Raw genomic sequence first — 13,180 nt, 5'->3', positions numbered from 1 at the left:
AGTCTATCTGAGTCTACATCAACCATTTGAGAGTGGAGGTCGAACGTGCGCCACAATAAAAGAGAAGCTTCGACATTTTTGTGATTTCATTCCCACCCTAGAAGGTTCCTCCTCCAAGGGTTTCGCCGTTCCCTCCATCGATTCCGGTCTCGTTAGGTGGACGGTTGGTTGATCTGAGGGGAGGCCCGTTAGAAATTGACGAAGGGAACCTCCATCGATGGCATCTAGTTCGGTGGAAAGGGGGGACTGTTCGTCCCTCAAGTTTTTAGTCTGGCCCTAGGTCGAACTGTGGAGGGACGTCGTTGGCTCCCGGGAGGAAGTCTTAGGAAAATCGTTGTTGGAATTGTGGTCCCTGACTCTAGAAGGGCGAGGCCTTCGTCGGTTTGTAAGCTACATGCCCTTACGGAGGAGTCTATATTGAGAAAAACGAAAATCTTCTATGAAAATGGAAAGATGTGCCTCATGACCTCAGTGAGTCTACTACAGCTCATCTGACCTGGGGCCGTGGGATCCTTAGCGTAACCGTAAACTAGGGACGAACCTATTAAACCTAGCCCTATTCTCTCTTCAGGTGGCCCACCCAGCGACATCACCGCGACTTTTCCATACTCCAAAAGTCTGAGCAGAACCCTCAGGTAACCCTCTTTCGCTACTACAGCTACCTTGAATGTCTCTGCTCTTGGAAAAGCTCTGATCAACTCACCAACTTCTTCCACTCTAGGAACTCTATCTAGGTAATGAGCAGACACGATTTCCCCATCGGTCTTGACCCCATATCTTATAGCGAACTTTGCCTCCACATCGTAAGTTATCTCCAATTTTCTCAGCTTTGATAGAAGATCTAATTTAATCTGTGGGTCTATCTCTCTTACACCACCTTCTTCCGCATCCCTAAACGTCACTATCAACTTCTTCTTCAGGTGACCTAAGCTATCTAGGGGCAGGGACAATGGGTCTTCAAAATAGTCCACCCGTAACTCCACTAGATCGCCTGGGATCGACACCACTTCCTTCAGATCCTCCGGCTGTCTAACCGGAAGCGAACAAACCACCTTTGGTCTCAAAGCAGTTCCACCTTCACCCCCAACTTACTAAGATCCTCCCAAAATTTCGGGTTACTCTTGTTCACACACTCCGCCTTTTCAATAAGGACTCCAGAGGCCGCTCCTACGGCCCCAGCCATCATTGCGATTCTGTGATCGTTGGGACACTGGATCTCTGTCCGCCTTAGCTTCCTCGTTCCTATGATCCGTATTTCGTCGTTTACTCCTCGCGCAACTGCACCGAATGCGTCGACAGTGGAGACTATAGTGCTTACCCTATCACTCTCCTTGAACCTCAACCTCTCGACTCCAGTGAGTACGGTCTCCCCATCGGCCGCTACTGCTACTGCCGCCAAACTGGGTGCCAAATCGGGCGCATCATCAACGTCCACCTTTATACCTCTCAAGTCGCCTGCTGCAACCTTCCACCTACCATAATTGAAGTAACTGGAGGCGCCCATTTCTGAAAAGAGATCCACTATAGAGTGGTCTCCGAAGTAGCTTGCGGGGCTGAGAAGCCCACCAATTTCAACCTCCCCACCGGTCAAAATAGCGGCAGCGGCGTAAAAGGAAGAAAGGAGGTAATCGCCAGCGATGGGACCTCGGAACGAGGTGGTGGGTCCCCTCTCTATCTCAACCCTTCCTGGCTCCACTCTTACTTTCGCTCCTACACTATTGAGGACCTCAGCGGTAAGCCTCACGTAGCTCATAGATCCTAAGTTTGGGGGGAATTCGACGCTTCCACCACCCCGAAGGGCAAGAGCGTAAATGAACCCAGAAATGTATTGGCTACTCTTAAGTTCAGATAGATGAAACTCGTTGTCACCTATTCCCCCTTCTATCGTCAGAGGAAGGGAATTTGAAGACACCTTCACCCCCATCCTGGTAAGTTGAGGTATGATGTCGTATAGGGGCCTTCTTCGCAGACTCTCGTCGCCATCCAGAGTAACTCGCCCTCCCACCAATGCTACTATAGGTATAATGAACCGGAGGGAAGTAGCGGAACCTCTAAGGTTGAGGTAGTTTGTCTTTAGATGGATTGCAGTGGGCCTTAGTAGGCTGTTCCCCTCCACGGAGACTCCCAAAGACTTGACAGCGTCTAGTGCTGCATAGAAGTCTTCGGAAGAAGGCAACTCACTCAGATGCACGTCAGTTAACAGTGAGGCGAATATGAGTCTGATTCCGAGCGGCTTCGAGGGAGGGGCCTTCAGTCTACCCTCAGCCTTGGCCCTGCAGATCCTCACCCTCAATTCTCACCGCCTCAACTCTAACTACTCTCCCGTAGCGAGAAAGCGAGTCCTCTACGGGGCCCTCATCCCCCTCATTGCATGCGGCGAAGATGGAAGGCCCGTTTCCGCTTACGCCTGCCGCAATTGCGCCACGGGAAAGGGCCACCTCTATAGGTGATAAGTCGTAACCTAAGATCTCCGCAACGAGTACGCCGTTAATCTTCATGGCCTCAAGTAATTTACCTTGCAATGCCAATTGAAAGATGGCCTCGAAGGTCTTCGAGTAACGTCTCAATAGTCTAGGGTCTGCAGTCCTTCCCTCCTTAGGGACAACTAAGAAAACTAATCCCTCCGGGGGTTGAAGGTGCTTCAAAAGAGATATCGACTTATTGTCGGTCAAGCTGACTCCTCCTCTATAAGCAGCGAAGGCATCGTCATAGGCCCCAGTCAAGGAAAAGCCTCCCTCAAGGGAGAGCTTAGCTGAAAGGAACGGAGGGTCAAGCCTAAGGTTGAAGAGCCTCGACACTGCCTCTATCAAGGCCACTGTAACAGCGCTACTACTCTTCAATCCACCGCCCTGAGGTAAACTGGAATAAACTTTCACTCGCAGAGGAGGAAGCGAGTAAGCGTTCCTGAGGTAACTAAGTACGTAACCGATCAACCCCTCCTCCCTTCCATCTCCTTCTTCAATTTCAACGGAGACGACAAGGTTGATCGCCATGGTTGACCCAAGCCACGCGGGCACTGCGTTTACTACTGAGATTCCTCCGAAAGCCCTTGCCTGCATGCCTCGATATACCTCCTCCACATCTCCTCGGCTACTTTGGCTTGATCTTGAGTAAGTTTAACACGAGGGATCAGTGAGGATCTCATTGCGTGGTCCACTAGAACCAACGCTACCATGGATTCAACCACTGCTACACCTCTGACTGCTACAGAAGGATCGTGCCTACCGAGAACAGATATAGTAGTCTCTTCCATTGTTCGTAGGTCTACCGTGCGCTGAGGTATCCTTATCGAACTTGTAGGTTTGAAGGCCGCACGAACAACAATGTCCTCTCCATTCGATATTCCCCCAATTATGCCCCCTGCTACGTTTCTTCTCCAACCCAACCTTCCGTTTTTCCTCACTATTTCGTCGTTGGCCTCGCTTCCTCTCATCCTGGCCAATTTGAACCCAAGGCCGTACTCGAACCCAACCACAGCCGGAATTGAAAGGACTGCCTTAGCTAGATCGGCCTTTAGCTTGTCAAAAACTGGTTCCCCCAGCCCTGCTGGCACCCCTCGCGCTATGACCTCCGCCACCCCTCCGTAACTATCTCCTTCGATTATGGCCTTCTTGAGCAACTCCTCATAGCTAGCCTCTACTTTCCTATCAGCGGCCCTAACGGGACTATACTTTGAACAGAGCATCTCCTCAAAGGAGAACTCTCCGGTGGACTCAATCTCTCCTAGTGATCTGAGGTATCCCGCTAGCGTGACCCCGATAAGTCCCAACAACTTCTTCGCGATAGCTCCAGCAGCAACTCGTCCCACTGTCTCCCTCGCGCTAGCTCTCCCTCCCCCTCTATAGTCCCAGTTTTCAAAGCCATATCTGAACACGTAAGTTAGATCCGCGTGACCCGGTCTGGGTTTGTATCTCACCTCGCTGTAAAGTGAGGATATCACGTCGTTGTTCTTGACTACTATGGTAACTGGGGCCCCCGTAGTCCTACCCTCGAAAAGCCCAGAAACCACTAATGGAACGTCCTCTTCTCTTCTTCCAGAGACGAATCTCCTACCGGGACGTCTGAAAGAGAGCTCAAACTTCACATCCTCCTCAGAGAGGGGAAGGCCAGCCGGGACCCCATCTACAACAACGCCAACCTCTGGCCCATGACTTTCCCCAAAAGTGGTTATCCTGAAAGCTTCACCGAACGAACTTCCTGTCATATAGGAATCGCCTCACCTCGTCCCTACTTAAGGATCTCCCGAACCAAATTTTCTCAGCCTCTAGAGCCTGTTCAATTAGAATTGAAAGACCGTCTATAATTGTCATTCCTCTACTTTCGGCCAATGTGATAAAAGACGTCCTGACTGGCGTGTAAACGAAGTCGATTGCTAGTTTCCCCCTAACACAAGAAGTGGGGACTAACTCTGGCCTTGGCGTCGCGTTTACTACGACTTGAGGCTCACCGCAATCCGAGGCTACAGAGGACTCCACACCTAAATTGTCTAGCTTTCTCTTCAGCCTAATCGCTCTTTCCAGGCTCCTATTTATTAACTTAACCTTGCACCCTAACCGGCCTAAACTGAGCGCTGACGCAGCGGCGGCCCCTCCCGCACCAAATATGGCACATTCGGCCTCGTGAAATTCTAGGCCGGTTTCATTCAAAAGCCTAGATAGCGCTATGTAGTCGGTGTTATATCCTTTACCGCTATGAACCGTATTTACGACGCCCAGTCCTTTGCTCTCTCCCTCACATGACACCATGGAGGCCACTTCCTCCTTGTAGGGGACAGTGACGTTGAACCCATAGGCGATCTTCTTTAAGCCCTCCACTACATCATGTAAGTCATCAGGCTGAACATCAAAGACGAGGTAGACTGCGTCTATCCCCATTTGGGAAAAAGAGAAATTATGTATGGCGGGGGAGAGTGTGTAGCTTATTCCACTTCCTAATACGCCTAGCAACTTGGTTCTTACTCCAAACATTGCCTCACCAATCCCCTGAGGGTCTCAACGGAAACCTTGAACTTAGTCCAGCTACCTATCCTAACTGGGACCGCCATCACGATCTCCTCGCCCTTGATCTTCTTATCCCCGTGAATCGCCCTCTCGACGAGCTCCATGTCAACTGGCAGACCTAACTGCGCTGGAGTGATTGGAAGGCCGTAAAGTTGAAGAATCCAAAGAACGTCTTCCACCACGCCTTCCTCTGCTACTCCCAGCTCCTCCGCGATCTTGGCCTCACATACCATACCCACAGCTACTGCTTTACCATGAGGGACTGCGAAACGAGTTCCAGCCTCTATAGCGTGACCTACCGTGTGGCCGAAGTTAAGGACTATTCTCACCTCCTTGATATCTAATTCATCCTCAGCAACTATCCTCATTTTGTTCTCTACTGATCTATAAACTATCTCCTCAACCACACTCTCGTTCCTTGACTTTACGTCCTCAACTTTAATGGAGAGAAAGTCGTAAAATTCTTTGTCCAAGGTTACTCCATACTTAACAACCTCAGCCATTCCGTTGATGAAGTCGTCGTAGGGAAGGGTAGTGAGGAAGGACAAATCGTCGATAACCATGGATGGTTGATAAAATGTCCCCAACACGTTCTTCAATCCCTCGAAGTTGATTCCGTTCTTACCTCCCAAGCCGGCATCTACCATCCCGAGGAGGGTGGTAGGAACGTTAATTAGGCCTATTCCCCTTAAGTAGATGGATGCGGCGAAACCAGCTACATCGAGAACACTCCCTCCTCCTACCGCAACCACAAAGTCTGACCTTCCTAGGCCTGCTCGCCTCATCGCCCTTACTAAGTTCAGGGTGCTGTCGAGCGTTTTAGATTCCTCACCATCTTCTATCACTACTTCGATCTCGGCCTCTAAAGGGGACTTTACGTTCTTTGACCTCACTATAAGTTTTTTTCCGCTAACTTCCCCAAGCAGAGAAGAAGTACCGTTGCCTATGGCAACTACGACTTTTCTTCCACCCACATCAACTTCGAGGTTCCTCAAATGTCCCTCCCTATAGCCTTGGCTAATGCCGTCACTCTATTCATAAGTAGTCTAAATGAGTCGAACGTGAGCTGTTGCTCCGAGTCACTCTTAGCCCTCTCTGGGTTGGGGTGCACCTCAACTATAACTAGGTCAGCTCCCGCCGCAACCGCGGCCAAGGTAAGTGCGTGAACGAGCTCCCTCCTTCCTGCCGGATGGCTAGGGTCTGCCCCTACTGGGAGGTGAGTAGATTGGCGAGCTACAACCATCCCACCCACGTCCAAGGTGAAGCGTGTACTTCTCTCGAACGTCCTAATTCCCCTCTCGCAAAGAACGACTCTACCGTTGCCCTCTGAGAGGAGGTACTCCGCGGACAACAACCACTCCTCGACGGTGTTCCCCATTCCCCTTTTCAAGAGGACCGGAAGGCCAATTCTTCCCACATCCTTCAGGAGCTGAAAGTTCTGCGCGTTCCTAGCACCTATCTGGAGCATGTCCGTCTTTCCTTTGAATGCCGGCAGATCTCGCGGGTCTACGACCTCCGAGACGACGGGTAGTCCGGCCTCGTCTCCAGCTCTCCTGAGAAGCTTCAGTCCCTCTTCCCCTAGCCCTTGGAAGGAGTAGGGACTAGTTCGTGGTTTATACGCACCGCCCCGGAACAAAGCAGCGCCAGCTCTTTTGACAGCCTGTGCTGTTTCTACTACCTGCTGCTCGTCCTCAACGGCACAAGGACCGGCGGCCACAACTACCCTCTTTCCTCCTATTTCAACATTGCCCACTTCAACTAAAGTCTTCTCCTTCCACTCGTTACTAGCTAACGGGTAAGGTTTGGTTGTCTTGACCTTGCTAACCACAGACTGATCGCTAACTTTCGCTGCATACTCGTCCGGCCAGGCCAAGATCAATGACATACCATATAGGCTCACTTCCTTCCAAGACGCCGAGACCGAAGCTAGCCGCTCCTTCAACTCGCGAGGATCAGCACCCTCTTTAAGTATGAAGAGAATCACGTCACTCCCTCCAGCTCCGAAGCTGCTGCCCTCAACTCCTTTATGGCCATTGACCTGACCTGTGAAGCGTGTGGGTTTGAATACTGTATTTCCATAATTACGTCTTTCAAGGACTCCACCCTATTAGCTATCTGCAGCATTTCCTTAAAGGAGACTGTGCTAAACCTTTGGGGCTCAACCTTAAGCTCACTGGAGACCACAGGAAGAGCCCTTATGAATCCCAACAGGAAGAAGTGAGTAAGTACTTGGACAATTGCCATGGCCCTCTCATGTTCGTCCACAGAGCTGACTACGGGAGTCAAGCCAACTCCGGACCAGAATTCACACACATCGTTCAGTACGGATCCGCTAGTAGAACTAGGGATAATGACTATCCTTTCACCTACTGGATAGAGGTGCGGCCCGAAGAGAGGATGAGTGCTGACGTAGGCGAAATTGTTCGCCTTAGCTATCTCTTCCATTATGGAGAACGTCTTAGTCTTGGAGGAAAAGATGTCCATTACCACCTTTTCCCCAGACGCCTTCAGGAGGCTCCTGACTATATCTGAACCTAGCGCGTTGGGCGTAACGGCCAAGATCACGTACTCTCCCCAACTTACGGCCTCCTTCCAGTTCATAGATACTAGGCCAAACTCTGAGGCCAATCTCTCGGCTTTAACGAGGTCAGCTCCCGTTATGGAAACAGCGTGGCCTGCCTTGGACATGAGCGAGGAGAGCGTTCTGGCCATCCCACCGTAACCGAAGACGACCACCTTTCGCCTGTTTGCTGTAACCGCTAACTGCATCGATCTAGAGAAGGACATGAGACGCTCAAAGACGTCTTTCAAGAACCCTTCAGGTACTTGGTGGGTCTTAGCGAGGGACAGCCACCTTTCCCACACCTTGCCCTCCCTCGTCTCGTCCTTAATTCCAACTCCTAATTCAGACTTTACTTTCCCCATTTCACGGGAGAGGGAGAATCTCCTGCTGAGAAGCGTGATCAGTTGCTCGTCGATCCTATCTATTTCCCTTCTTATCCTCTCAACTTCGTCCATTTCATCCCACGACTTCCATAGCAGCCTTCACGATTGATGATGAGTTGATCCCGTAGTAGTCCAAAAGCTCCCTCTGGCTCTTTGCCGACCTACCGAAAGTGGAAGCTCCCACGAAGCGCATAGGAACGGGATACCTCTTAACTATCACCTCAGAAACCGCGGAGCCTATTCCACCGATCACGCTATGCTCTTCCACAGTCACAATTCTTCCAGTCTTCCTTGCGTAGTACTCTATGAGGGCCTCGTCCATGGGCTTCACCGTAGAGACGTTGATCACTGTGGCCCCTACCCCCATCTTCCTTAGTTCTTCTGCAGCTAGAAGTGCGTCCCAAAGCACTACTCCCGCGCCTACGATCGAAACATCGTCTCCCTCCCTCAAGACTTGGGCCTTCCCAAGCTTAAACTCGTACTCCAATCCTGCAGTTATAGGAGGAGAATAATCCCTCCCAGTCCTCATGTAGACTGGACCGCGATGGGCCAAGATCTCTGGTAAGGCCTTGACTAGCTCAATCGGATCGGCTGGTACAACTACTGCAAAGTTAGGGAGCACTCTAGTCAGTGCTATGTCCTCTAGGGATTGATGGCTTGAGCCGTCACCACTGTCGCTGTACCCTGAGTGAGTGGCGAAGAACTTGACGTCGAGGTTCATCCTAGCAACCGTGTTCCTCATCTGCTCCCACGCCCTCATTAGAAACATAGCGAAGTTAACTACAACGGGCTTCTTCCCCGCGGCCGCCAGTCCTGCAGCGAAGTCTACGAGGTGTTGCTCTGCGATCCCCACATTGAAGTACCTCTCTGGATACTTCTCCCTAAAGTAGGAAGCCCTTGTGGAGTCCCCAACGTCAGCTGTCAGGACGAGGAGGTCTTGGTGAAGCTCGCCCAGTCTGGCGAGCTCCTTTCCCATTGCCTCACGCATTGATGAGAAACTTCCTTGCATCATCGGGAGAAGACCTCTGGTACTTACTATTCTCTATTGGTTTGAACCCCTTTCCTCTAAGGGTGGAGGCGAATATGACAGTGGGAGCCCTGGCCTTCTGAGCCTCTTCTATTGCCGCTACAATGCTAGCGAAGTCGTGGCCATCACAGCTTAGGGTATTCCATCCGGCGTCTCTCCACACTGCCTGAAGGAAAGCCTTCGGTTTTATGCTCTCCACATCCCCATCCAACTGGAAACCGTTAAGCTCGATGAAGACCAGAATGTTGTCGAGTTCCCTAGCCACCTTTTGAGTGAAGCTCTCCCACACCTGTCCCTCGTCCTGCTCACCATCTCCCATTATCACGAACACCCTGCCATTCCTTCCAGACATCTTTATTCCCTTGGCCACACCTAGACCAAAGCTGAGGCCTTGGCCTAGACTTCCAGTGGACATATCCACCCCTGGAATGAATGTCTCTGGATGACCCTGAAGGACCCCGTCTATAGACTGGATCTTCCAAAGTTCACTCTCCTTTATGACTCCCTTCTCAGCTAGAACGGCGTAGAGGGCAGGAGCCGCATGCCCCTTACTTAGTATAAGCCAGTCCCTGTCCAAATGGGACTCAGCCATCCTTTGATACTTGAACACCAAGGTGGTCAGGATTTCTATACTGCTGAGGGAGGAACCCACATGGATGCTCTGATCGTAGAAGAGCATCCTTATGACGTTCTTCCTGGCCCGTTCGGCCACTTCCCTCAGCTTGTTTAATTCCTCTAATGATATTGGCTTGGCATCAGCCCTTTCCATTGGCTCAACAAGACACCCCGCTATGTTCCTCTGTGAATGCTTAATTAACTTTTCTGAAATCGTCAGTAGCCACTTGAGCAAGCGCTACTTCTTCACTTACAGTTAGGGAGTCTACCTGACTTCCTCTCCGCCCTGGAAGGGGTTCTACTGCAAAGGTGTCGTGGTTACCACCGTCGGTTCGGGATCGCGTCTCCGGTGAGCGGTGGGGGGGAACTCTCCCACGTGAAAAGGGGACTTTCGTCGCTGAGCTCCAAATCTCTTGAGGAGGGAATAAGGAAGAATGTTGTTCGTCTCTCTCCCTAAGTCCCGTTGAGGCCCCAGTGGAGTTGGTGGAGAGACGTCGTTGGTATCTCTGAGAAGATTTTTTAAAAACTAATATTTAAATATAAGGGGCCCTCCTTCCATGCCCTAAAGGGCGAGGTTTTCCCCACCTCAACCCAAATTTTGTGAAGTCCTGTACCTCTTGGGGTTCTCGCCCCAAGTGCCTTTGAACTCTACTTTCGACTCTTCGAAAAACTGTGGTCTACACTCACAGGCGATCTTATTGGAAACGGAATCTATGGTATTTTTCACTTCTAGAGTTAGTTTCCTTGTTGTTCTAGGACTCTCTAAACATTTATTTTGCATAATCTAAAAATTTAAGGAAACAGGACCAACAATCCTATATCTTAAGCAAAGAGCTATCGATTTGATAAAAACAATCGGGAGATCACTCTTCTACGTCCCGTAATCCCTCCTCAGTTATAGCGAATACAACTTCTCCCTCTGGTAAGTGAGGAGCGTCTACAACTCTTGCTATTCTTTTGTTCCCCTACTTTTCTTCATCTGTATCCTTATACCTGGTACATGATAAAGGGTGTGCCCGCCTACGGCTACCGTTGGATCGCCGTAGAACATATCTGGTCTCGCCATGACTTGATTCGTTATTACAACCGCTATGTCGTAGATCTCGGCGAGTCTCGATAACTGATGCAAGTGCCTGTTAAGTTTCTGCTGCCTATTCGCTAAATTCTCCCTCCCAACATATTCTGCCCGGAAATGAGACGTCACAGAGTCTACCGCAACGAATCTGATGCTGTTGTCCTTGACTATCATCTCTTGGAGTTCGTCCACTATGGCTATCTGATGGTCACTATTTACCGCCCTTATGTAGTATATGTTGCTCATCACTGTCTCGGGGTCAAGTTTCATCGATCTGCTCATGGCTTCTATTCTCTCCCACCTGAAAGTCCCTTCCGTATCGATGTAAACTGCTTTGCCTGCCAAGCCACCGTTTTCCGCGGAAAGCTGAACGTTGACGCTGAGTTGGTGACATAGTTGAGTTTTCCCAGATCCGAACTCCCCAAATATTTCCGTCATGGTTCTGGTCTCAACCCCACCACCTAATAATCCGTCAAGAGCTTGGCTCCCCGTGGTTATTTTCCTCACACTTTGCCTCTCCCGCTTCAGCTCCGACGCTGTCTTGAACCTAATGTCGAGTGCTTCTCGTGCCTCCTTTATTATTCTCTGAGCGGTAGTAAGGGGGATTCCAGCAGCTACACTGATATCTTGCGGTGTGGCGACTGCTAGGGCCTCTACGCTAGAGTATCCTGCCTCAATCAGTTTGTTCACAGTTGTAGGTGTAATTCCTGATAAGTCCGTTATCGACTTGATCTTCTTCTCAACCTTCTCTTCAGTGTCTGCCATTAACTCACCAATCTATGCAATTATGCTGTCGGCCTTAGTTATAAGTTGACTTGAAGTCTGGGCGAAAGTTTCGGCTTCTAGCTTTAACACTCTTAGGTGGGATCCACTCTCGGAGAAAACCCCCTATTTTGGTAGTTCCAGGAGCCTCTCTCCTATGAGGTTCCTTAAGATCTCGGAGGTTCCTGCTGCTATGGTTCTTCCCCTAGAAGCTAAGAATCCCATTATCCATGATGGATCGGAGTCTTTCGATCTCTCTAGGACAAGCACTTCTGGGCCCATCTCCATTACAGCCCTCTCATATATTTTCTGTAGTAGTTCTGAGGTCACTAGCTTAAGTATAGAACCTTCATGTCCCACGTCCTTTCCCCGCCTTAACTTCTCCACTATCCTCTCATAGAGTGCCCTAGCTCCTGACACTTCGGCGGCCAGCTCAGCTAGCTCCTGGGAGCCTCTGACTTTAAGAAGCTCCCTTAGTGCAATCTCTGAGGAGAACAACATGGTGACGCCCACATGAAATCTCTCGTTATTCAGAACAGTCATTGCTACTTTCCACCCGTTTCCGACTCCCCCAACCACGTTAGTCTTAGGTATCTTAACCTTGTTGAAATATATAATGTTGAACTCCGCCTTTCCCGTTATTTGTCTTATAGGAGTCACCGTCACCCCAGGGGCCTTCATATCCACTATAAGCATAGTTAGTCCTCTATGCCTCTCCTCCAGTGTTCCCGTCCTAGCCAACAGTAAGCAGTGATCAGCGATGTGGGCATAACTGCTCCAGACTTTCTGCCCTGTCACTTCGAAGTGGTCCCCAGCGTCCTCGGCCTTAGTGGAAATGGCCGCCAAGTCAGAGCCAGCAGAAGGTTCTGAGAAACCTTGGCACCATACGTCCTCGGCAGACAGAATCCTCTTAACTAACGATTTCTGTTTTTCGTTTCCGTGCGCTAAGAGTGCGGGAGCTACAACGATCAACCCGATAGAACCTAAACTCCTTCCATAAGGTAATCCTTCGTTCATGAATTCCTCGTAGGCTATCAACTCCTTCACTGGGTCCTGTCCATATCCACCATACTCTTTGGGCCAGCTTATACCTAGGTAGCCGGCCTCGTACAACTTTCTTTGCCACGCTCTAAGGGACTCGTAGTTCTCTATTTCAGTTGTGTCAAATAATATCTTCTTTCCCTTGAGCTCCGTAGGTGCGTTATTACGTATCCATACCCTTATACTCTTTCTGAATTCCATCAGCTCGGTATCTTCATCCATTAACGTCCTTACTAACTAGAGCTTTTCAGCATTTAAGCTCGAAGAGCTAATGTGGTTTACAAAGTGACGAAAGTCTCACCCTTCTATTGGGAGAAGAAGTTATGAAGAAATCGTTGGTATACTATGGTTCGGTACACTCAATTGCTCGAGTCCATTTAAAGAAGCGGACCTAGTCTGGTCAGAGGAGACAGATGGAGAGGTTCTTAGAGAGAAAGTTTTAAGGTAGCCCTAGACAACAGAAAAAGGCATGCCGGGGTCGCCTAGCCAGGTAGGGCGGCGGCCTGCTAAGCCGCTGGGGCTATACCCCGCGCGGGTTCAAATCCCGCCCCCGGCGTCCTATGAATTTTCTGCTAGGGTTTGAGAAACCGTAGAGGGTCACTATAGTTCGAGGCAAGCTAGTCGTGAATGATTGTTCTAGCTCCACTCCTTCCTAACGCAGAAAGGTGGCTTATCGAGTTATTCAGAGGAGCAGAACGCCCTTTCATAGGAAAC

At 50.1% G+C, this 13,180-nt stretch carries 11 protein-coding genes, 1 tRNA gene and 1 pseudogene; 1 reads left to right on the top strand and 12 read right to left on the bottom strand.

Annotated elements, in window-relative coordinates; translation table 11 throughout:
• Window positions 1-437 precede the first annotated feature (437 nt).
• The 12 genes and pseudogenes from HS1genome_RS01325 to HS1genome_RS01270 form a co-directional block, all read right to left on the bottom strand.
• On the bottom strand, window positions 438-1,064 hold the full coding sequence (locus HS1genome_RS01325; protein WP_126449174.1) for a type I 3-dehydroquinate dehydratase: 627 nt from the start codon (window positions 1,062-1,064) through the stop codon (window positions 438-440).
• Window positions 1,061-2,287, bottom strand: coding sequence for a 3-phosphoshikimate 1-carboxyvinyltransferase (gene aroA, locus HS1genome_RS01320; RefSeq protein ID WP_229768265.1), 1,227 nt, complete (start codon window positions 2,285-2,287; stop codon window positions 1,061-1,063). The genes HS1genome_RS01325 and aroA overlap by 4 nt, the downstream gene beginning before the upstream one ends.
• The gene (locus tag HS1genome_RS01315; RefSeq protein ID WP_126449172.1) at window positions 2,262-3,059 is read right to left on the bottom strand and encodes a shikimate kinase; all 798 of its coding nucleotides are present in this window, start codon (window positions 3,057-3,059) and stop codon (window positions 2,262-2,264) included. The genes aroA and HS1genome_RS01315 overlap by 26 nt, the downstream gene beginning before the upstream one ends.
• Window positions 3,026-4,204 carry a chorismate synthase gene (aroC, locus tag HS1genome_RS01310; RefSeq protein WP_126449171.1) on the bottom strand — a complete coding sequence of 393 codons (1,179 nt, stop codon included), beginning with the start codon at window positions 4,202-4,204 and terminating at the stop codon, window positions 3,026-3,028. Before aroC ends, HS1genome_RS01315 begins: the two co-directional genes overlap by 34 nt.
• Entirely contained in the window at window positions 4,182-4,967 is a 786-nt protein-coding gene (locus HS1genome_RS01305; RefSeq protein WP_126449170.1) for a shikimate dehydrogenase family protein, read from the bottom strand. Before HS1genome_RS01305 ends, aroC begins: the two co-directional genes overlap by 23 nt.
• Window positions 4,955-5,995, bottom strand: coding sequence for a 3-dehydroquinate synthase (aroB, locus tag HS1genome_RS01300; RefSeq protein ID WP_126449169.1), 1,041 nt, complete (start codon window positions 5,993-5,995; stop codon window positions 4,955-4,957). Before aroB ends, HS1genome_RS01305 begins: the two co-directional genes overlap by 13 nt.
• Window positions 5,992-6,984, bottom strand: coding sequence for a 3-deoxy-7-phosphoheptulonate synthase (gene aroF / locus HS1genome_RS01295; protein ID WP_126449168.1), 993 nt, complete (start codon window positions 6,982-6,984; stop codon window positions 5,992-5,994). The genes aroB and aroF overlap by 4 nt, the downstream gene beginning before the upstream one ends.
• Window positions 6,981-8,018 (bottom strand): chorismate mutase, encoded by a 1,038-nt coding sequence (locus HS1genome_RS01290; RefSeq protein WP_126449167.1) that lies wholly within the window; start codon window positions 8,016-8,018, stop codon window positions 6,981-6,983. The genes aroF and HS1genome_RS01290 overlap by 4 nt, the downstream gene beginning before the upstream one ends.
• A 1-nt stretch (window position 8,019) precedes the next feature.
• Window positions 8,020-8,958, bottom strand: coding sequence for a transketolase family protein (locus tag HS1genome_RS01285; RefSeq protein ID WP_126449166.1), 939 nt, complete (start codon window positions 8,956-8,958; stop codon window positions 8,020-8,022).
• On the bottom strand, window positions 8,927-9,742 hold the full coding sequence (locus HS1genome_RS01280; RefSeq protein WP_126449165.1) for a transketolase: 816 nt from the start codon (window positions 9,740-9,742) through the stop codon (window positions 8,927-8,929). The genes HS1genome_RS01285 and HS1genome_RS01280 overlap by 32 nt, the downstream gene beginning before the upstream one ends.
• Window positions 9,743-10,451: 709 nt before the next feature.
• Window positions 10,452-11,428, bottom strand: a pseudogene (gene radA / locus HS1genome_RS01275) (DNA repair and recombination protein RadA).
• A 123-nt stretch (window positions 11,429-11,551) separates the two neighbouring features.
• A complete protein-coding gene (locus HS1genome_RS01270; protein WP_126449164.1) occupies window positions 11,552-12,688 on the bottom strand; it encodes an acyl-CoA dehydrogenase family protein in 1,137 nt (378 codons plus the stop codon).
• A 249-nt stretch (window positions 12,689-12,937) separates the two neighbouring features.
• On the opposite strand from HS1genome_RS01270, the gene HS1genome_RS01265 reads away from it, so the two are divergent.
• Window positions 12,938-13,022, top strand: a tRNA-Ser gene (locus tag HS1genome_RS01265).
• Window positions 13,023-13,180: the final 158 nt, after the last annotated feature.

The sequence above is a fragment of the Sulfodiicoccus acidiphilus genome, from assembly GCF_003967175.1.
GTDB lineage: Archaea > Thermoproteota > Thermoprotei_A > Sulfolobales > Sulfolobaceae > Sulfodiicoccus > Sulfodiicoccus acidiphilus.
The sequence above is the reverse complement of the archived record's forward strand: the minus strand, read 5'-3'. Positions and strand labels throughout refer to the sequence as shown.